Annotated in this window: 17 protein-coding genes; 13 read left to right on the top strand and 4 right to left on the bottom strand. The window is 69.4% G+C overall.

The genetic code is table 11. The features are described 5' to 3' along the window. Positions 1 to 13: 13 nt before the first annotated feature. From ACWD0Y_RS06255 to ACWD0Y_RS06245, 3 genes are all read left to right on the top strand, one after another. Positions 14 to 715, top strand: coding sequence for an HAD family hydrolase (locus tag ACWD0Y_RS06255; protein ID WP_450259272.1), 702 nt, complete (start codon positions 14 to 16; stop codon positions 713 to 715). Between the two features lie 499 nt (positions 716 to 1,214). Then, positions 1,215 to 2,816 (top strand): ABC transporter substrate-binding protein, encoded by a 1,602-nt coding sequence (locus tag ACWD0Y_RS06250; RefSeq protein WP_450259271.1) that lies wholly within the window; start codon positions 1,215 to 1,217, stop codon positions 2,814 to 2,816. Positions 2,817 to 2,887: 71 nt separating this feature from the next. Further along, on the top strand, positions 2,888 to 4,477 hold the full coding sequence (locus ACWD0Y_RS06245) for an ABC transporter substrate-binding protein (protein ID WP_450259270.1): 1,590 nt from the start codon (positions 2,888 to 2,890) through the stop codon (positions 4,475 to 4,477). 68 nt (positions 4,478 to 4,545) lie between these two features. Here ACWD0Y_RS06245 and ACWD0Y_RS06240 read toward each other — a convergent pair whose 3' ends face one another. Together ACWD0Y_RS06240 and ACWD0Y_RS06235 are read right to left on the bottom strand one after the other, a co-directional pair. Next, positions 4,546 to 5,217: a response regulator gene (locus tag ACWD0Y_RS06240; RefSeq protein WP_093801637.1), complete on the bottom strand. Its 672-nt coding sequence runs from the start codon at positions 5,215 to 5,217 to the stop codon at positions 4,546 to 4,548. 13 nt (positions 5,218 to 5,230) lie between these two features. After that, positions 5,231 to 6,124, bottom strand: coding sequence for a RecB family exonuclease (locus ACWD0Y_RS06235; RefSeq protein ID WP_450259269.1), 894 nt, complete (start codon positions 6,122 to 6,124; stop codon positions 5,231 to 5,233). A gap of 126 nt (positions 6,125 to 6,250) precedes the next feature. On the opposite strand from ACWD0Y_RS06235, the gene ACWD0Y_RS06230 reads away from it, so the two are divergent. From ACWD0Y_RS06230 to ACWD0Y_RS06220, 3 genes are all read left to right on the top strand, one after another. After that, positions 6,251 to 7,474, top strand: coding sequence for a site-2 protease family protein (locus ACWD0Y_RS06230; RefSeq protein ID WP_093801639.1), 1,224 nt, complete (start codon positions 6,251 to 6,253; stop codon positions 7,472 to 7,474). Between the two features lie 68 nt (positions 7,475 to 7,542). Continuing rightward, the gene (locus ACWD0Y_RS06225; protein ID WP_093801640.1) at positions 7,543 to 8,451 is read left to right on the top strand and encodes a tRNA (adenine-N1)-methyltransferase; all 909 of its coding nucleotides are present in this window, start codon (positions 7,543 to 7,545) and stop codon (positions 8,449 to 8,451) included. 160 nt (positions 8,452 to 8,611) lie between these two features. After that, a complete protein-coding gene (locus ACWD0Y_RS06220; protein ID WP_450259268.1) occupies positions 8,612 to 9,178 on the top strand; it encodes a hypothetical protein in 567 nt (188 codons plus the stop codon). A 4-nt stretch (positions 9,179 to 9,182) separates the two neighbouring features. Here the strand turns inward: ACWD0Y_RS06220 and ACWD0Y_RS06215 are convergent, their stop codons facing one another. Further along, positions 9,183 to 9,503 carry a ferredoxin gene (locus ACWD0Y_RS06215; protein WP_093801642.1) on the bottom strand — a complete coding sequence of 107 codons (321 nt, stop codon included), beginning with the start codon at positions 9,501 to 9,503 and terminating at the stop codon, positions 9,183 to 9,185. A 241-nt stretch (positions 9,504 to 9,744) separates the two neighbouring features. On the opposite strand from ACWD0Y_RS06215, the gene arc reads away from it, so the two are divergent. The 5 genes from arc to prcA all read left to right on the top strand — a co-directional run bounded on the left by arc (position 9,745) and on the right by prcA (position 15,444). After that, on the top strand, positions 9,745 to 11,511 hold the full coding sequence (arc, locus tag ACWD0Y_RS06210; RefSeq protein WP_093801643.1) for a proteasome ATPase: 1,767 nt from the start codon (positions 9,745 to 9,747) through the stop codon (positions 11,509 to 11,511). Positions 11,512 to 11,771: 260 nt separating this feature from the next. Then, complete coding sequence (gene dop, locus ACWD0Y_RS06205; RefSeq protein ID WP_450259267.1) at positions 11,772 to 13,283, top strand: depupylase/deamidase Dop; 1,512 nt, start codon at positions 11,772 to 11,774, stop codon at positions 13,281 to 13,283. 125 nt (positions 13,284 to 13,408) lie between these two features. Further along, on the top strand, positions 13,409 to 13,627 hold the full coding sequence (locus ACWD0Y_RS06200; RefSeq protein WP_093801645.1) for a ubiquitin-like protein Pup: 219 nt from the start codon (positions 13,409 to 13,411) through the stop codon (positions 13,625 to 13,627). A gap of 153 nt (positions 13,628 to 13,780) precedes the next feature. Next, positions 13,781 to 14,626, top strand: coding sequence for a proteasome subunit beta (gene prcB / locus ACWD0Y_RS06195; protein WP_093801646.1), 846 nt, complete (start codon positions 13,781 to 13,783; stop codon positions 14,624 to 14,626). Positions 14,627 to 14,679: 53 nt separating this feature from the next. Continuing rightward, positions 14,680 to 15,444: a proteasome subunit alpha gene (prcA, locus tag ACWD0Y_RS06190; protein ID WP_450259266.1), complete on the top strand. Its 765-nt coding sequence runs from the start codon at positions 14,680 to 14,682 to the stop codon at positions 15,442 to 15,444. A 69-nt stretch (positions 15,445 to 15,513) separates the two neighbouring features. Here prcA and ACWD0Y_RS06185 read toward each other — a convergent pair whose 3' ends face one another. Then, positions 15,514 to 16,557 carry a LacI family DNA-binding transcriptional regulator gene (locus tag ACWD0Y_RS06185; RefSeq protein WP_450259265.1) on the bottom strand — a complete coding sequence of 348 codons (1,044 nt, stop codon included), beginning with the start codon at positions 16,555 to 16,557 and terminating at the stop codon, positions 15,514 to 15,516. A gap of 121 nt (positions 16,558 to 16,678) precedes the next feature. On the opposite strand from ACWD0Y_RS06185, the gene ACWD0Y_RS06180 reads away from it, so the two are divergent. Beyond that, entirely contained in the window at positions 16,679 to 17,950 is a 1,272-nt protein-coding gene (locus ACWD0Y_RS06180) for an MFS transporter (protein ID WP_450259264.1), read from the top strand. A 9-nt stretch (positions 17,951 to 17,959) separates the two neighbouring features. After that, positions 17,960 to 19,321, top strand: coding sequence for a Pup--protein ligase (pafA, locus tag ACWD0Y_RS06175; RefSeq protein WP_069929580.1), 1,362 nt, complete (start codon positions 17,960 to 17,962; stop codon positions 19,319 to 19,321). Positions 19,322 to 19,395 lie beyond the last annotated feature (74 nt).

Raw genomic sequence — 19,395 nt, 5'->3', positions numbered from 1 at the left:
GAGGTGTGCCCGGATGACCAGTACCGTCCCCGCGCCCAGTACCCGTACGGCCGAAGGCTCCGCCCTGCAGGCCGTTTTCCTCGACATGGACGGCACCCTGGTGGACACCGAAGGGTTCTGGTGGGACGTCGAGGCGGAGGTCTTCGCGGACCTCGGGCATGTGCTGGACGAGGCGTGGCGCGACGTGGTGGTCGGCGGGCCCATGACACGCAGTGCCGGCTACCTCATCGAGGTGACCGGCGCGGACATCACCCTGCCCGAGCTCACGGTGCTGCTCAACGACCGCTTCGAGAAGCGCATCGGGCGCGGCGTGCCGCTGATGCCGGGCGCGGCGCGGCTGCTCGCCGAACTGGCGGCGCACGAGGTGCCCACCGCCCTGGTCTCCGCCTCGCACCGGCGCATCATCGACCGGGTGCTGGAGACGCTCGGCCCGGAGAAGTTCACGCTCACGGTCGCGGGCGACGAGGTGGCCCGTACGAAGCCGCACCCCGACCCGTACCTGCTCGCGGCGGCCCGGCTCGGCGCCGACCCCCTGAGATGCGCGGTCGTCGAGGACACGGCGACCGGTGTGGCGGCCGCCGAGGCGGCAGGCTGCCGGGTGGTGGCCGTGCCGTCCGTCGCGCCGATCGCGCCCGCGCGCGGCCGGGTCGTCGTGGGATCGCTCGAAGAAGTCGATCTCGCCTTTCTCCGGACCTTGATCACGCGAATGAACTGATCCGTGCACCGAGCGTACTTTCGCTAATGGCTGGAAACTCTCGGCATTGGGCCGTGCATTTTCCGTGACGCGCGGAACGGAAAATGCGCAGTCGATCAAATGGTTCGAACGGGTGACGTTTGTCACCACCCGGGCCGTCGCGGGGGTCGTCCGGGAGTGCCAAAGCGCCTCCGAGGGACTGTATTTGACGCCCTTGTGTCCGCATTGGTGGGGTGGTGTACGAATCATTCCCACCCCGCGGTGCCGAGGCTCCGGGTTTCATGATCACCGGCCGATAACGGGCCGGCATGCCTCCGGTCCAGGATTCCCGGCGTTTCCCACTAATCTCAACGCGAGAACTTCGCCGCATCATCACGTGCCTCAGCGCCCAACCAGTTGCTGGGACCACGTACCCGATCGCTCTGATCCCGGCCCGATCGCTCCGCCCCGACCGGGCGGCCGCGGCGGAGTGTCCAGTACACCGCTGAAACTCAGTGCCGGATGAGGGAGAACGTCCAGGATGAACCGCAAGACTTTGGTGCTGCCGGCCATGATTGGCCTGCTCGCGCCCGTGCTCGCCGCGTGCGGCGGGTCGGACGGCGGCGGCAAGGGCGGTGAGGCCATAGTCGTGGGCACCACGGACCAGTTCGTTGCCACGAAGGAGGCCCCCGCGCCCTTCGACCCGGCGTTCGCCTACGACGCGGGCGCCTGGAACGTCCTCCGGCAGACCCTCCAGACGCTGATGCACGTCCCGCGCGGCGGCGGCGAGCCGGTGCCGGACGCGGCCTCCAAGTGCGGCTTCACGGACACCCAGAACGAGAGCTACCGCTGCACCCTGCGCAGCGGGCTGAAGTTCTCCGACGGCGACGCGATCACCGCCGAGGACGTCAAGTTCTCGATCGAGCGCGTGCTGAGGATCAACGACGACAACGGTCCGGTCGCACTGCTGTCGAACATCGACACGATCGAGACCAACGGCGACAGCGGAGTCGTCTTCCACCTCAAGGCGCCGGACGCCACGTTCCCGTACAAGCTCGCGACGCCCGCCGCGGCCATCGTCGACCCCGACGCGTACAAGGCGGACAAGCTCCGGGCCGGAGTCGACGCCGACGGATCGGGCCCGTACACGCTGGAGACCGAGACCGAGGGCGACCGGGTCGTCAAGGCGGTCTTCAGCAGGAACCCCGAGTACAAGGGCGACCTGAACCTCCAGAACGACAAGGTCGAACTGCGGTCCTTCAAGGACACAGCGTCCATGGAGAAGGCGCTCAGGGACGGCGACATCAGCATGATGACGCGCACCCTGCAGCCCGGCCAGATCAAGGACCTGCTGGAGAACCCGCCCGAGGGCATCGACCTCGTCGAGATGCCCGGCCTGGAGATCCGCTACCTCGGCTTCGACATCGAGGACTCCACCGTGAAGAGCAAGGCGGTGCGCCAGGCCCTGGCCTCCGTCGTCGACCGCGGGCAGCTCGCGAGCACGGTCTACCCGGCCACGGCCGAACCGCTCTACTCGCTCATTCCGAACACCATCCCCGGGCACCAGAACGCGTTCTTCAACAAGTACGGCGAGCCGAACGCGCGCAAGGCGGCCGGAATCCTGAGCGCGGCGGGCATCAGCACACCGGTGAAGCTGACGCTGAACTACACGACCGACCACTACGGCTCGGCGACGAAGAAGGAGTTCGAGGTGCTCCAGGAGCAGCTCAACGCCACGAAACTCTTCGACGTCGGCATCAAGGGCACCGAGTGGTCGAAGTTCCGTGACAACCAGAAGCGCGGCGAGTACGCCGTCTACGGCATGGGCTGGTTCCCCGACTTCCCGGACGCCGACAACTACGTCGCGCCGTTCCTGGGCAAGGACAACTTCCTCAACACCCCGTACGCGAACAGCGAGATCAGGAACAAGCTCATCCCCGAGTCGCGCCGTGCCGCCGACCGGAGCGTGGCCGCGGAGACGTTCGAGCGGATCCAGGAGATCGTCGCCAACGACGTGCCGGTGCTGCCGCTGTGGCAGGGCAAGCAGTACGTCGCCGCGCGCGACGACATCACCGGCGTCGAATGGGCCATCAACTCCTCGGCGGACCTGCAGCTGTGGGAGTTGGGCCGCGGCGTCTCCTGACGCCGGCAGTACCCGGCCGCGAAGACCGCGTCGCCGGTGGTTAATTCATCGAATCTGTGAGGCAAGGATCCGTGAAAAGGCGTAACCAGTGGCTGACGGCCCCGCTCGCGGCGGGACTCGCGGCGGGTCTGCTCAGTGGTTGTGGCACCGAGGAGGGCGGCTCGGGGGGCACGGGTGACGCGGTGGTCATGGGTATGTCGGACGAGGTGCTGGCCACCGATCCGGCGTCGGGCTACGACCCGGGCTCCTGGCTGCTGTTCAACAACGTCTTCCAGTCGCTGCTGGCCTTCCCGAAGGGCAGCTCGGTGCCGGAGCCCGAGGCCGCGAAGGAGTGCGGCTTCGACGACGGCGCCAGCAAGGTCTTCCGCTGCACGCTGCGCGACGGCCTGAAGTTCAGCAATGGCAACAGCCTGACCTCCAAGGACGTCAAGTACTCCTTCGAGCGCTCGCTGAAGATCAACGACAAGGCCGGCCCGGCGGCGGTCATGCTCTCCTCCATCGACACGATCGAGACGCCGGACGACCAGAGCGTCGTCTTCCGCCTCAAGGTCCCGGACGCCACCTTCCCGAGCAAGATCGCCTCGGGCGCCGGCTCCATCGTCGACCACCGCGAGTACGCCTTCGACAAGCTCCGCACCGACCAGCAGGCGGTCGGCTCGGGGCCGTACAAGCTGGAATCCTTCGACCAGGACGAAGCGGTCTTCTCCGTCAACGGCGAGTACAAGGGCACCGCCGAGGTGAAGAACTCCGGCGTCACCGTGAAGTTCTTCCACGGCGACCAGAAGGCGCTGGCCGAGTCCCTCAAGGCGCGCGACGTGGACATCGCCTACCGCGGCCTCACGATCGGCGACATCACCGAGCTGGAGAACGCGACGGACGGCGGCACCGACGGCGTCGAGGTCGTCGAGGGCTCCAGCGCCGAGGTCCAGCACCTGGTCTTCAACATGAAGGACCCGGTCGCCGGCAAGCCCGGCGTCCGCAAGGCCATGGCGTACCTCATCGACCGCGACGCCCTGGTGCGGGACATCTACCAGTCCACCGCGACCCCGCTGTACTCGATCGTCCCGGCTGGTATCGGCGCCCACAACACGGCGTTCTTCGACACCTACGGGGGCAGCCCGCAGCCCGGCAAGGCCGAGGCGGCCCTGCGCGACGCGGGCATCACCGGCAAGGTGAAGCTGACCCTCTGGGCCACGCCCAGCCGCTACGGACCCGCCACGGTCCAGGAGTTCGAGGCGATAGCCGAGCAGCTCAACAAGAGCGGCCTCTTCGAGGCCAAGGTCAAGTCCGTCGAGATCGAGCAGTACGAGAAGGACATCGCGGCCGGCAAGTACGGCGTGTACGTGAAGGGCTGGGTCCCCGACTACCCGGACCCGGACAACTTCACCCAGCCGTTCTTCGGCAAGGACAACGTCCTGGGCAACAACTACGAGAACAGCCAGATCACCGGCCGGATCATCCCGGACACCGCCGCCTCGGCCGACCGCACCAAGGTCGACAAGGACTTCGGCAAGCTCCAGGACATCGTCGCCGACGAGCTGCCGGTCATTCCGCTGTGGCAGGGCAAGCAGTACGCCGTCGCCCACGACGACATCTCGGGCCTGGAGTGGACCCTGGACGCGTCGACCGTCTTCCGTTTCTGGGAGATCGGCAAGGGCTGAGGGCTGAGGGCCGAAGGCGGGGGCCGGCCGGTGACGGCCGATCCCCGCCGGGCCGGGTCCGGCGTCCGCTACTGGGCGCCGGGCCTGACCAGGCCGCTCTCGTACGCGTACACCGCGGCCTGCACGCGGTCGCGCAGCCCGAGCTTCGTCAGCACGTGCCCCACATGCGTCTTCACCGTCGTCTCGCTCACGAAGAGGTCGGCGGCGATCTCCGCGTTGGACAGCCCCCGGGCCACCAGCTTCAGCACCTCGACCTCGCGCTCGGTCAGCGTGTGCAGCGTGTCCGGAACCTGCTCCTCGCCGGACGGCAGGTGATCCGCGTACTTGTCGAGCAGCCGGCGCGTGATGCTCGGCGCCAGCATCGCCTCGCCCGCCGCGACCACCCGGATCGCCTGCACGAGCTCGGTGGCGGGCGCGTCCTTCAGCAGGAAGCCGCTGGCCCCGGCGCGCAGCGCCTCCACGACGTACTCGTCGAGGTCGAACGTGGTCAGCACGAGCACCTTCGCCGGACCGTCCTTGCCGGGACCGGTGATCTGACGGGTCGCCTCCACGCCGTCCATCCGCGGCATCCGGATGTCCATCAGGACCACGTCGGGCTGCATCGCCCGGACCTGGTCGATCGCCTGCAGACCGTCTCCGGCCTCACCGACGACCGCGAGATCCTGCTCGGCCTCCAGAATCATCCGGAAGCCGGTGCGCAGCAGCGGCTGGTCGTCGACCAGTAGGACGCGGATAGCCACAGAGTCTCCTTCGCTAGACCGGGCCCATTCTGCCCTGGTCCTCCGGGGGCGGATCGGCCGGGCGCACGGTGAGGGCGACGGGCAGCGGGTACGCCGGGGGAGTGCCGCCGAATTCCGGACAGACCGCACGGTGGTCGCACCATCCGCAGAGCTTGGTCGGGCGCGGCCGCCAGTCACCCGTCTCGGTGGCTTCCTTGATCGCGTCCCACAGCGCGAGCAGCTTGCGCTCCACCCGCTCCAGATCCGCCTCGACCGGGTCGTACGTCAGCACGTCACCGCTGCCGAGGTACACCAGTTGCAGCCGGCGCGGAACGACGCCCTTCCACCGCCAGATCACCAGGGCGTAGAACTTCATCTGGAACAGCGCGCCCTCGGCGTACTCCGGCCGCGGTGCCTTGCCCGTCTTGTAGTCCACGATCCGCACGTCGCCGGACGGAGTCACGTCCACCCGGTCGATGATGCCGCGCAGCCGCAGGCCCGACTCCAGCTCCGTCTCGACGAAGAGCTCCCGCTCGGCGGGCTCGAGACGGGTCGGATCCTCCAGCGTGAACCACCGCTCGACCAGCTTCTCGGCCTCCGCCAGCCAGCGCGACAGCCGCTCACCCTCCGGGTCCTCGGCGAACAACTCCACGAGGTGGGGCTTCGACTCCAGGAGCCGCTCCCACTGGCCGGGCACCATCGCCCTGGCCCGCCCTGCGGTGCGCTCCGTCGCCGGATCGTCGAAGAGGCGCTCCAGCACCGCGTGCACCAGCGTGCCCCGGGTCGCCGCCTCGCTCGGCTTCTCGGGCAGCTTGTCGATCACCCGGAACCGGTAGAGCAGCGGACACTGCATGAAGTCGCTCGCCCGTGAGGGGGACAGCGACGTGGGGCGCTGGGCAGTGTCGTCCCGACCGGAACTCGTAGTCATGTCCAAGACCCTACGACCCGCCACTGACAGCTGTCCGCATACCATCGACGGCAGACCCTCTCGCGCTGCCCGGCCGGCGGACCGCCCGGTGCAGCGGCGAGTGACGCCTGCGGACGAAGGGCCCCTGTGAACGAGAGCGGCGAGCGCGACAAGCGCGGCGGGAGCGACGGGCACGGCGACAAGCCGCAGCGCCCGCGCGAGCCGGGCGGCGGCCTCCTCATGGGCCGCCCGTTCGGTGTGCCGGTCTACGTCGCCCCCAGCTGGTTCCTCGTCGCGGCGCTCATCACCTGGGTCTTCGGCGGCCAGCTCGACCGCGTACTCCCCGAGCTGGGCAACATCCGCTACCTGGTCTCGCTCTTCTTCGCCGTCGCCTTCTACGCCTCCGTACTGGTCCACGAACTGGCCCACACCGTGGCGGCGCTGCGCTTCAAGCTGCCGGTGCGCCGCATCCAGCTCCAGTTCTTCGGCGGCGTGTCCGAGATCGAGAAGGAGTCGGAGACACCGGGGCGCGAGTTCGTCCTCGCCTTCGTCGGCCCGCTGCTCTCGCTCGTACTGAGCGGCGTCTTCTACGCGGGCATGCGGGCCGTGGAGCCCGGCACCGTGCCCGGCGTCCTGCTGGCCGGTCTGATGATCTCCAACCTCATCGTGGCCGCCTTCAACCTCCTGCCCGGCCTGCCGCTGGACGGCGGCCGGATGCTCCGCGCCGTCGTCTGGAAGATCACCGGCAAGCCGATGAGCGGCACGATCGCCGCGGCCTGGGTCGGCCGGGCGCTCGCCGTCGCCGTCCTCATCGGCCTCCCGCTGCTCACCCACACCGGCGCCCTCGGCAACTCCACCGAGGACATCGGCGGCATGGAGACCGTCACCGACGCCCTGCTTGCCGCCATCCTCGCCGCGATCATCTGGACCGGCGCCGGCAACAGCCTCCGCATGGCCCGGCTGCGCGAGCACCTCCCCGGACTGCACGCCCGTACGCTCACCCGGCGCGCCGTCCCCGTCGAGCCGGAGACCCCGCTCTCCGAGGCCCTGCGACGCGCCAACGCGGCGGGCGCCCGCGCCCTGGTCGTCGTCGACGGGCAGGGGGAGCCCACCGGCGTCGTCCGCGAGGCGGCCATCGTCGCCGTACCGGAACACCGCAGGCCCTGGGTGGCGGTGAGCGGCCTCGCGCAGGACCTCACCGAGGACATGAAGATCGCGGCCGAGCTGGCGGGCGAGGCCCTGCTGGAGCACCTGCGGGCCGCCCCGGCCACGGAGTACCTGGTGCTCGAGGAGACGGGCGAGATCTACGGCGTCCTGTCCACCGCCGACGTGGAGCGCGCCTTCGTGTCGGCCATGGCCCGCCCGCAGTAGACGGCTTCGGTCCCTCCGTCGCCGTACCGCGGCGAGGCCGGCCCCGAAAAGACCGGTAGGCTGGTCACATGTCCGAACCGACCGGTGCCGCCCGCCGTCGCGGCCCCTTCCAGGTCGGGGACCAGGTCCAGCTCACCGACCCCAAGGGACGCCACTACACGTTCACGCTCGAGGCCGGGAAGAATTTCCACACCCACAAGGGTTCCTTCCCCCACGACGAGCTGATCGGTGCTCCCGAGGGCAGTGTTGTCCGTACCACGGGAAACGTCGCCTACCTCGCGCTGCGCCCCCTGCTCCCCGACTATGTCCTGTCCATGCCCCGCGGTGCCGCCGTGGTCTACCCCAAGGACGCGGGGCAGATCCTGGCCTTCGCCGACATCTTCGCCGGCGCCCGCGTCGTCGAGGCGGGGGTCGGCTCCGGCTCGCTGAGCAGTTTCCTGCTGCGCGCCATCGGCGACCAGGGCATGCTGCACTCCTACGAGCGCCGCGAGGACTTCGCCGAGATCGCCACGCAGAACGTGGAGCGCTACTTCGGCGGTCCGCACCCCGCCTGGCAGCTCACCGTCGGCGACCTTCAGGACAACCTGAACGACACCGACGTCGACCGCGTGATCCTCGACATGCTCGCCCCGTGGGAGTGCCTGGACGTCGTCCGCAAGGCGCTCGTCCCCGGCGGCATCCTCTGCTGCTACGTGGCCACCACCACGCAGCTCGCGCGCACCGTCGAGTCCATCCGCGAGATCGGCTGCTTCGCGGAGCCGACCGCCTGGGAGTCGATGATCCGCAACTGGCACGTCGAGGGCCTGGCCGTCCGCCCCGACCACCGGATGATCGGCCACACCGGCTTCCTGCTCACCGCCCGCCGCCTCGCGGACGGCGTGGAGCCCCCGCTGCGCCGCCGCCGCCCCGCCAAGGGCGCGTACGGCGAGGACTACACGGGTCCCGGAAGCGAGAGCGGGTCCGCCTCCCGAGGCTGACCCGGCAACGAGCGGGCGCCGCCGTCGAGTTCCCCGACCGACCGGGGAACTCGACGGCGGCGCTTTTCCGTTCCCGGCACGGACCCCGGCGTTCCGCTGGGCTGTGACGTGTGGCACGATGCTCGCCACCCCACCGGCACAGCCCCAGGAGACACCCCGCGTGCAGACCTCCGCCCTGGACCTCGCGCACACCCGCCCCCGCCCGGTGCACTGGCTCGCCACCGCCGCCGCCATGGCCGCGGTCGTGGCCGGGGCGGCCCTGCTCCAGCCGGAAGCCGCCACCGCCACCCAGTCCGCCCCCGGTGCCGGACCCGCCGCGCCCGCCGCCAGGACCGCCGCCGCGCCCGACGCGTCGAGCGCGGTGTACCCCCTGGAGTGCCGTGGCGGGAAGCCCTCCGTGGTCGAGAAGGGCTCCGACGACCTCGACGGCGACGGCCGGCCCGAGACCGTGGCGGTCGTACGCTGCGCGTCGGGAATCGGCACCCCGCCCAGTGGCGTCTTCGTGCTCACCGGCCCCTCCCGCGTCGTGGCGACCCTGGTGGACCCGGCGGACGGGATGGGCGTCAGCGATTTCGCGGTACGGACCGGCGCCGTCTCGGCGACCCTGCTCGGCTACTCGTCGCCGGACGTGGCCCGCTGCTGCCCGGACGTGACGGAGAAGGTCAAGTGGCGGTGGCGGGGCGGCAAATTCGCCCGGACCGCCCTGCCGGACGCGCGCGGTATGTGATCCGTCACTCCGCGTCAGGCCCGTAGACCTCGACCCTGTCCGAAACCCGACGTACGTGAATGCAGTCGCCCGGGCACTCCTTCGCGGAGTCGACGACGTCCCGGAGAAGCGGCAGCGGTACGGGCGTTGTGGCCCCCGGGCTCTGCAGCAGTTCGTCGTCGGAGCTCTTCACGTACGCCAGGCCGTCGATGTCGAGCTCGAAGACCTCGGGGGCGTACTGCACGCAGATGCCGTCGCCGGTGCAGAGGTCCTGGTCGATCCACACCTCGAGCGGGTCGCCCGTCTGCGCACCGTCGGCGGTGGGAGCCTTCTCCTGCACGGTCATATCTCCTGCCGTTTCCTGCGCGGTTGTAGCAATTGAAGCCAGCCCTGACGGGTGTTGAACGCTTCGACGATACAACCGCCCGCTTTCCGATGTTGATGGGTGGGTATTCCCCTGGTGTGAGGGAGTACGCAAGGGTGAAGATCGGACACACCCCGCAGTCTTTGTGATCTAGGGGTTTCAACCCGCACCCGCCCAGGTAGGGTCAGGAAGCGTCCAGCTCCCCTTGGAGGAGGTGAGGACCGTGGCAGCCCACGACGACGACATCAACCGCGGCATCCGGCCGGGGCGAGGGTCTGAGGACCCCGCCGGCCAGGTTGCCTATCTCGAGCAGGAAATCGCCGTCCTGCGCCGCAAGCTCGCCGACTCTCCGCGTCATACGAGGATTCTCGAAGAGCGGATCGTCGAGCTGCAGACCAACTTGGCAGGCGTGTCCGCGCAGAACGAGCGGCTCGCCAATACGCTCCGTGAGGCCCGCGATCAGATCGTGGCCCTCAAGGAAGAAGTCGACCGGCTCGCGCAGCCGCCGGCCGGCTTCGGTGTCTTCCTCATGGCGAACGAGGACGGCACGGCCGACATCTTCACCGGTGGCCGCAAGCTACGGGTGAACGTCAGCCCCAGCGTGGAGCTCGAAGAGCTCAGGCGCGGCCAGGAAGTCATGCTCAACGAAGCGCTCAACGTGGTCGAGGCCATGGAATTCGAGCGCGCCGGGGAAATCGTCACCCTCAAGGAGATCCTCGAGGACGGCGAGCGCGCCCTGGTGCTCGGGCACACCGACGAGGAGCGGGTGGTGCGGCTCGCCGAGCCGCTGATGGACGTGACCATCCGCCCCGGCGACGCCCTGCTGCTGGAACCCAGGTCCGGCTACGTCTACGAAGTCATTCCCAAGAGCGAGGTCGAGGAGCTCGTCCTCGAAGAGGTCCCGGACGTCGACTACGACAAGATCGGCGGCCTGGGCAACCAGATCGAGCTGATCCGCGACGCGGTCGAGCTTCCGTACCTCTACCCCGACCTCTTCAAGGAGCACGAACTGCGGCCGCCGAAGGGCATCCTGCTCTACGGCCCGCCCGGCTGCGGCAAGACGCTGATCGCGAAAGCCGTCGCCAATTCCCTCGCCAAGAAGGTCGCCGAGGTGACCGGCCAGCCCGCGGGGAAGAGCTACTTCCTCAACATCAAGGGCCCCGAGCTCCTCAACAAGTACGTCGGTGAGACCGAGCGGCACATCCGCCTCGTCTTCCAGCGTGCCCGGGAGAAGGCGAGCGAGGGCACCCCCGTCATCGTCTTCTTCGACGAGATGGAATCGCTCTTCCGCACCCGTGGCTCGGGTGTCAGCTCGGACGTGGAGAACACCATCGTTCCGCAGCTGCTCGCCGAGATCGACGGCGTGGAGGGCCTGGAGAACGTCATCGTCATCGGCGCCTCCAACCGCGAAGACATGATCGACCCCGCGATCCTGCGGCCCGGCCGGCTCGACGTCAAGATCAAGATCGAGCGTCCGGACGCCGAAGCGGCGAAGGACATCTTCGCGAAGTACCTCCGGTCCACGCTGCCGCTGCACGCGGACGACCTGGCCGAGCACACCGGCTCCAAAGAAGCCGCGGTGCACGGCATGATCCAGTCGGTCGTCGAGCAGATGTACGCCGAGTCCGAGGAGAACCGATTCCTCGAGGTCACGTACGCGAACGGCGACAAGGAAGTCCTGTACTTCAAGGACTTCAACTCCGGCGCGATGATCCAGAACATCGTCGACCGGGCCAAAAAGATGGCCATCAAGGCATTCCTCGACCACAACCAGAAAGGCCTTCGGGTCTCCCACCTCCTCCAGGCCTGCGTGGACGAGTTCAAGGAGAACGAGGACCTGCCGAACACTACGAACCCGGACGACTGGGCCCGTATCTCCGGAAAGAAGGGCGAGCGGATTGTATTCATCCGCACGCTCGTCACCGGAAAGCAGGGCGCGGACACCGGACGCTCCATCGATACGGTGGCGAACACCGGTCAGTACCTGTAGACAGCGGACTGGCTGCGGGTGCCCGCGCGGGCATCCGCAGCCGGTTGCTTTCTCCACCGCGGCCGCCGCCGCGACGGCCGTCACTTCGACCACACCAGAGCAATGACGGAATTGATCTCCCCACCAGCGCAGAGGCGTTCTAGGCTCTTCGGTACCGCCGAGTCGCGCAGTGCGGGATCGGGCACCGCACACGCACCGGAGAACCAGCGGTACTTGAGTGCCGCCCCCGTCCGGGGGCGACGCCGGGCAAGGAGGGCCGCATGACCGTACGGCGAGTAATGGGCATCGAGACGGAGTACGGCATCTCCGTCCCCGGCCATCCCAACGCCAATGCCATGCTCACCTCGTCCCAGATCGTCAACGCCTACGCGGCGGCGATGCACCGGGCGCGGCGGGCCCGCTGGGACTTCGAGGAGGAGAACCCGCTGCGGGACGCGCGAGGCTTCGACCTCGCGAGGGAAGCAGCCGACAACAGCCAGCTCACCGACGAGGACATCGGCCTGGCCAATGTCATCCTCACCAACGGCGCGCGGCTGTACGTGGACCACGCGCACCCCGAGTACAGCTCGCCGGAGATCACCAACCCGCTGGACGCGGTGCTCTGGGACAAGGCCGGCGAGCGGATCATGGCGGAGGCGGCGCTCCGCGCCGCCCAGCTGCCGGGCGCCCAGCCGATCCACCTCTACAAGAACAACACCGACAACAAGGGCGCGTCGTACGGCACGCACGAGAACTACCTGATGAAGCGGGAAACCCCCTTCTCGGACATCGTGCGCCACCTGACGCCGTTCTTCGTGTCCCGGCAGGTCGTCACCGGCGCCGGCCGCGTCGGCATCGGCCAGGACGGCCACGAGCACGGTTTCCAGATCAGTCAGCGTGCCGACTACTTCGAGGTCGAGGTCGGCCTGGAGACGACTCTCAAGCGCCCCATCATCAACACCCGCGACGAGCCGCACTCCGACGCCGAGAAGTACCGCAGGCTGCACGTGATCATCGGCGACGCGAACCTCTCCGAGATCTCGACGTACCTGAAGCTGGGTACGACGGCCCTGGTGCTTTCGATGATCGAGGACGGCTTCATCAACGTGGACCTGGCCGTCGACCAGCCGGTGCGCACCCTGCACCAGGTCTCGCACGACCCGGCGCTCCAGCGGCTGATCACGCTGCGCAGCGGCCGGACACTGACCGCTGTCCAGCTTCAGATGGAGTACTTCGAGCTGGCGCGCAAGTACGTCGAGGAGCGGTTCGGCGCCGACGCGGACGAGCAGACCAAGGACGTCCTGGGGCGCTGGGAGGACGTGCTGAACCGGCTGGAGAACGACCCGATGAGCCTGTCGGGCGAGCTGGACTGGATCGCCAAGCGGGAGCTCCTGGAGGGCTACCGCAGGCGTGACAGCCTGGACTGGGACGCTCCCAGGCTCCACCTGGTCGACCTCCAGTACGCCGACGTGCGCCCCGAGAAGGGCCTGTACAACCGTCTGGCGGCCCGCGGCAAGATGAAGCGGCTCCTGGACGAGACCGCGGTGCAGCAGGCCCGCACGCAGCCTCCTGAGGACACGCGCGCGTACTTCCGCGGCCGCTGCCTGGAGCAGTACGCGGACGACGTAGCGGCGGCCTCCTGGGACTCGGTCATCTTCGACCTGCCGGGCCGGGACTCGCTCCAGCGGGTCCCCACGCTGGAACCGTTGCGCGGTACACGCAACCATGTCAAGGAGCTCCTGGACCGCTGCCGCACGGCGGAGGAGCTGGTCCGGGTGCTTTCCGGGGGCTGAAAGGGGCGGCGGGTGGGAATCATCGAGGTGATCCCCATGCGTTGTGAAAGTACGGCGCGGATGTCAGACCCCGCTTGTAGGGTCTGATCAAGGACATCGAACCGAGCGAGCGGGGTGAGGCAGAGATGGCGACCAAGGACACCGACGGCGGACAGCAGAAGGCCACGCGTTCCACCGAGGGGACCGAGGAGACGGCGCAGGAAGCGCAGGGATCCGAGGACCTCAAGGAGCGGCAGGAGAAACTGTCCGACGACGTCGACTCCGTACTCGACGAAATCGACGACGTGCTCGAGGAGAACGCAGAGGACTTCGTGCGCTCCTTCGTCCAAAAGGGCGGGGAGTAGCGCCCGTTGCCCTCGTCGTCCGCCCCGGCGCCGTGATCCAGATCCGGCACACCGGGGCGGGTGACCGGCGACCGCACGGGTATGGTCCCTGCACAGTTCGAAAGATCGGCCCGGCCCCCAGGGGCGGGCCGCCGCCTATCCGGAAGGAAACGCGTGGAAGCCAACCCTCGTAGCACCGGGCGTCTGCCGGCAGCCTTCCTGACGCCGGGCTCGTCGTCGTTCATGGACTTCCTGGGCGACCACGCCCCCGAGATGCTGCCGGGAAGGCGTGTCCTGCCGCCCACACAGGGTGTCGTGGAGGCGCCGCACGGCACGACGATCGTCGCTGCCGCGTTCCCCGGCGGTGTGGTGCTCGCCGGTGACCGGCGGGCCACCATGGGCAACATGATCGCGCAGCGCGACATCGAGAAGGTCTTCCCGGCCGACGAGTACTCGGCGGTGGGCATCGCCGGCACCGCCGGTCTGGCCGTGGAGATGGTCAAGCTCTTCCAGCTGGAGCTCGAGCACTTCGAGAAGGTCGAGGGCGCCCAGCTCTCTCTGGAGGGCAAGGCGAACCGGCTCTCCACCATGATCCGCAGCAATCTGGGCATGGCGATGCAGGGGCTGGCCGTCGTCCCGCTCTTCGCGGGCTGGGACGTCGACCGCGACAAGGGCCGCATCTTCTCGTACGACGTGACGGGCGGCCGCTCCGAGGAGCACGGCTTCGCGGCCACGGGCTCCGGGTCCATCTTCGCCCGCGGGTCGATGAAAAAGCTCTACCGCGACGACCTGACGGAGCAGCAGACGACCACCCTGGTCGTCCAGGCGCTGTACGACGCAGCCGACGACGACTCGGCGACCGGCGGCCCGGACATGGCCCGCCGTATCTACCCGATCGTCACCGTGATCACCGAAGAGGGGTTCCGGCGGCTCAACGAGGCGGAGTCCTCCGAGCTCGCCCGCTCGATCCTCGAGCGGCGGATGGAACAGCCCGACGGTCCCCGGGCCGCGCTCCTCTGACGGCCCCTGTCTTCCGAACCCACGTGCCACTGACAGAAAGGGACGGATAACCGGTGTCGACGCCGTTCTATGTCTCACCCCAGCAGGCCATGGCCGACCGGGCGGAATACGCCCGGAAGGGCATCGCCCGCGGTCGCAGCCTTGTCGTGCTGCAGTACGCCGACGGCATCGTATTCGTCGGCGAGAACCCGTCCCGTGCGCTGCACAAGTTCAGCGAGATCTACGACCGGATCGGTTTCGCGGCCGCCGGCAAGTACAACGAGTACGAGAACCTCAGAATCGGCGGCGTCCGGTACGCCGATCTGCGCGGATACACCTACGACCGTGAAGATGTGACGGCCCGTGGCCTCGCCAACGTCTACGCGCAGACGCTGGGCACGATCTTCTCCAGCAACGGGGAGAAGCCGTACGAGGTGGAGCTGGTCGTCGCCGAGGTCGGCGCCCGGCCCGAGGGCGACCAGATCTACCGGCTGCCGCACGACGGGTCGATCGTGGACGAGCACGGCTCGGTCGCGGTCGGCGGCAACGCGGAGCAGATCAGCAGCTTCCTCGACCAGCGCCACCGGGACGGGATGACGCTGGCGGAGGCGCTCAAGCTCGCCGTGCAGGCGCTCTCGCGGGACACCAACGGAAGCGAGCGGGAGATCCCCGCCGAGCGGCTCGAGGTCGCGGTCCTGGACCGTACGCGACCGCAGAAGCGGAAGTTCAAGCGCATCGTCGGCCGTCAGCTGGCCCGCCTGCTGGAGGCGGACGGCGACGCGGCCGCGCCCACCGACACCCCTTCGGACACCGAGGACACCGAGGGCGCCGGGGAGTAACCGCTCCGGCTGTCCCGCCTGTGCCCCGGACCGCCCAGCGGCCCGGGGCACAGGCGTGCCGGAGACCTGTCAGGCGCGTGCGGTGGAGCCGCGGACCATCAGTTCCACCGGGAGGTCGCCGCCCTCGGGCCTGCGGCCGTCCAGGACGGCCAGCAGCGCGGCCATGCCCCGCTCCCCGACCTGCTCGGCGGGCAGCCGCACGGTGGTGAGCTCGGGCTCCACGGCGGTCGCGAGGGCCAGGTCGTCGAAACCGGTGACCGAGACGTCCTCGGGCACCCGCAGTCCCAGCCGCCGCAGTGCCTTGCAGGCGCCCGCCGCGAGGATGTCGTCGTCGCAGACGAGCGCCGTCGGCCGGGGCCCGGGGCCGGTGAGCGCCAGCTCGGCGGCGCGCCGGGCGCCGTGTACGTCCAGGGGCGCCGGCACCGTGCGTACGACGGCGTCGGGGGCCCGGCGCAGCGCGTCGTGGAGCGCTCCGCGACGCACGTCGAAGGTCCAGGAGTCCACGGCCGACGCGAGGTGGACGAACCGGCGGTGGCCGAGGGCGAGCAGATGCTCTGTCACCTGGCGCATCCCGTCGGCGATGTCGAGGTTCACGTGCGCGGCGGCGCCGGGGTCCGCCGGATCGCTGTCGAGCATCACGAGCGGCAGCCCCGCGCCCCGGATCGCCCCCAGGGCGCCGGTCGCCATGGAGGACGCGATGACGCCGTCCAGCGCGGCCCGAGCCGAGGCGAAGGGGTCGCGGGCGGGCCCCGTCCCGTCGGGGGAGGGGTAGAGGACGACGCCGAAGTCGTGCTCGGCGGCCATGCGGGCGGCGCCCGCGTAGACCCGGGCGAAGAACTCGTTGGTGAGCGCGGGCACGACGAGCAGGGCGGTCCTGGTCCTGCCGAGCCGCAGGTTCCGGGCGGCGAGGTTGGGCCGGTACCCGAGCTCCCGCGCCGCCTCGCGCACCAGGCCCGCGGTGCGCTCCGAGACCCGCCCGCGCCATTTGTCGCCGAGCACGAGCGACACGGTGGCCTGCGAGACCCCGGCGGCGCGGGCGACGTCCCTGCTGGTCGGCGTCGTGGCGGGCGCCGCCGGGCGGGCGTCGTCGTGGGTGTCGTCCGGGCTGGTCACTCGTGCCTCCGCAGCAACGGCTTTCCGCCGCGAGGTGGACCCGCGGCCTGGCTCATGGTACGTATGACACAGGACGTTATACGTAAAACTTCGGTGTGTGCCGGAGCGGAGAGGGGCAGACATGGCCGCGGGATACGCGGAACTTCTCAGGACGCGGCACGCCGCGCGCCTGCTGGCGGGCACCCTGGTGGGCCGGCTCCCCAACGCCACCGCGCCCATCGCGATCGTGCTCTTCACCCGCGCCGAGGGCGGCAGCTACTCGCTGGCCGGCGGTCTCGCCGCGGTGTACGGGCTCGGCAACGCCGTCGGGCAGCCGCTGCTCGGCCGCGCCGTGGACCTCCACGGGCAGCCGCGTGTGCAGCTCCCCGCCGCCGTCCTGTCGGCCCTCGGCATGGTCCTGCTCACCTTCGCCGGCATCGACCCGCTGCCGCTCGCGTACGCCGCCGTGGCGTTCGCCGGGCTCCTCACCCCGCCCCTCGAAGGGGGCCTGCGGGCCCTGTGGCCGAACGTGCTCGGCCGTGAGGACCGGGTGCACCGGGCGTACGCCATGGACGCGGTGGCGCAGGAGATCATGTTCACCGTCGGTCCCCTGCTCGTCACGCTGCTCGTGGCGCTCCGGTCGCCGGCGGCCGCACTCCTGGTCATCAACGCGGTGGGCGTGCTGGGCGCGCTCTCGGTCGTCCTCTCCGAGCCTTCGCGTGCCTGGCGTTCGGCGCCCCGCGAGGCCCACTGGCTGGGCGCCCTGCGCTCGCCGGGCCTGCTGGCCCTCCTCGGTTCGTTCTTCTTCGTCGGTCTCGCGCTCGGCTCGATCACCGTCGCGGGTGTCGCGTACGCCGACGACCACGGCCGGGAGGCGGTGTACGGCTGGCTGATGGCGGCGCTCGGCCTCGGCGCGCTCGCGGGCGGCATGGTGTACGGCGCCCGGCAGTGGACCGGAGCCCCCGAGCGGCGGCTGCGGTTCCTCGTCGCGCTGCTGGCGGCCGGTTACCTGCCGCTGATGCTCACCCCCGGCATTCCCGTGATGGTCGTACTGGCCGCGGTCTCCGGAGTCTTCCTCGCACCCGCGCTCGCCTGTGCCTTCATCGTCGTCGACCGGCACGCCCCCCGCGGCACCGTCACCGAGGCTTTCTCCTGGCTGGTCACCACCTTCGGCGTAGGCGCGGCGGTCGGAACCGGCGCCGCGGGACCGGCCGTCGAGCACGGCGGCACCGCCGCGAGCTTCGCCGTCGCGGCGGCCGGCGGAGTCGCCGCGCTGCTGGTCCTGCTGGCCACCCGGCGGGTTCTCACGATTACCCCTGCCGGGCCTCTTCCCACGGACTCCGTCGTAATGCCTTCCGAAAATGATCGAATCGGTGCGGCCGAACCCGGTTTCAGGACAGGCCATCAGGCGTAATGTTCAGTCATGGACCGCCGCATTTTCGGGCTGGAGAACGAGTACGGCGTCACGTGCACGTTCAGGGGACAGCGCCGACTGTCTCCTGACGAAGTGGCGCGCTACCTCTTCCGCCGTGTTGTGTCATGGGGCCGCAGCAGCAATGTCTTCCTGCGGAACGGCGCCCGCCTCTACCTCGACGTGGGATCGCATCCGGAATACGCAACTCCCGAATGCGACAACGTGACCGAACTCGTCACCCACGACAAGGCCGGCGAGCGCATTCTCGAAGGTCTGCTCGTCGACGCCGAACGCCGCCTGCACGAGGAGGGAATCGCGGGCGACGTCTATCTCTTCAAGAACAACACCGACTCTGCGGGAAACTCCTACGGCTGCCACGAGAATTACCTGGTGGCACGCCATGGAGAGTTCTCCAGGCTCGCGGACATCCTCATCCCGTTCCTCGTCACCCGGCAGCTGATCTGCGGAGCCGGCAAGGTGCTGCAGACCCCGCGTGGCGCGGTCTTCTGCGTCAGCCAGCGTGCCGAGCACATCTGGGAGGGCGTCAGCTCCGCGACGACCCGCTCCCGACCGATCATCAACACCCGCGACGAGCCGCACGCGGACGCCGAGCGCTACCGCAGGCTCCACGTCATCGTCGGCGACTCGAACATGTCCGAGACGACCATGCTGCTCAAGGTCGGTGCCACCGACCTCGTCCTGCGCATGATCGAGGCGGGCACGGTGATGCGCGACCTCACCCTGGAGAACCCGATCCGGGCCATCCGCGAGGTCAGCCACGACACCACCGGACAGCGCAAGGTGCGTCTGGCGAGCGGACGTGAGGCGTCCGCCATAGAGGTGCAGCGCGAGTACTACGAGAAGGCCGTGGACTTCGTGGACCGCCGCGGCATCCGCACGGGCACGGTCGAGCAGGTCCTCGAACTGTGGGGCCGCGCGCTCGACGCGATCGAGGCGGAGGACCTCGACCGGATCGGCACCGAGATCGACTGGGTCATGAAGTACAAGCTCATCGAGCGCTACCGGGCCAAGCACAACATGACCATGTCTCATCCCAGGGTCGCCCAGATAGATCTCGCGTACCACGACATCCACCGTCGGCGCGGGCTCTACTACCTGCTGGAGAAGAAGGGGCAAGCCGCCCGCATCTGCAACGACTTGAAGATCTTCGAAGGCAAGTCGGTGCCTCCGCAGACCACCAGGGCGCGGCTGCGCGGCGACTTCATCCGCAGGGCCCAGGAGCAGCGGCGGGACTTCACCGTCGACTGGGTGCACCTCAAGCTCAACGACCAGGCGCAGCGCACCGTGCTGTGCAAGGACCCCTTCCGGTCGGTGGACGACCGGGTGGAGAAACTCATCGCCGGCATGTGATCCGGCCGTCGCGAACCCGGTGGGAACGCAACCCGGGCCCCGCACGTTCCTCGTGCGGGGCCCGGCCACGCCTT

Source organism: Streptomyces altiplanensis (assembly GCF_053591575.1).
This window is presented reverse-complemented; position numbering and strand designations above follow the sequence as displayed.

Excerpts from the sequence above, each read along its gene's own strand:
- ACWD0Y_RS06255 (WP_450259272.1), top strand. The coding sequence starts at position 14 with ATGACCAGTACCGTCCCCGCGCCCAGTACCCGTACGGCCGAAGGCTCC.
- ACWD0Y_RS06250 (WP_450259271.1), top strand. The coding sequence starts at position 1,215 with ATGAACCGCAAGACTTTGGTGCTGCCGGCCATGATTGGCCTGCTCGCG.
- ACWD0Y_RS06235 (WP_450259269.1), bottom strand. The coding sequence starts at position 6,124 with ATGACTACGAGTTCCGGTCGGGACGACACTGCCCAGCGCCCCACGTCG.
- ACWD0Y_RS06225 (WP_093801640.1), top strand. The coding sequence starts at position 7,543 with ATGTCCGAACCGACCGGTGCCGCCCGCCGTCGCGGCCCCTTCCAGGTC.
- ACWD0Y_RS06215 (WP_093801642.1), bottom strand. The coding sequence starts at position 9,503 with ATGACCGTGCAGGAGAAGGCTCCCACCGCCGACGGTGCGCAGACGGGC.
- dop (WP_450259267.1), top strand. The coding sequence starts at position 11,772 with ATGACCGTACGGCGAGTAATGGGCATCGAGACGGAGTACGGCATCTCC.
- ACWD0Y_RS06200 (WP_093801645.1), top strand. The coding sequence starts at position 13,409 with ATGGCGACCAAGGACACCGACGGCGGACAGCAGAAGGCCACGCGTTCC.
- ACWD0Y_RS06180 (WP_450259264.1), top strand. The coding sequence starts at position 16,679 with ATGGCCGCGGGATACGCGGAACTTCTCAGGACGCGGCACGCCGCGCGC.
- pafA (WP_069929580.1), top strand. The coding sequence starts at position 17,960 with ATGGACCGCCGCATTTTCGGGCTGGAGAACGAGTACGGCGTCACGTGC.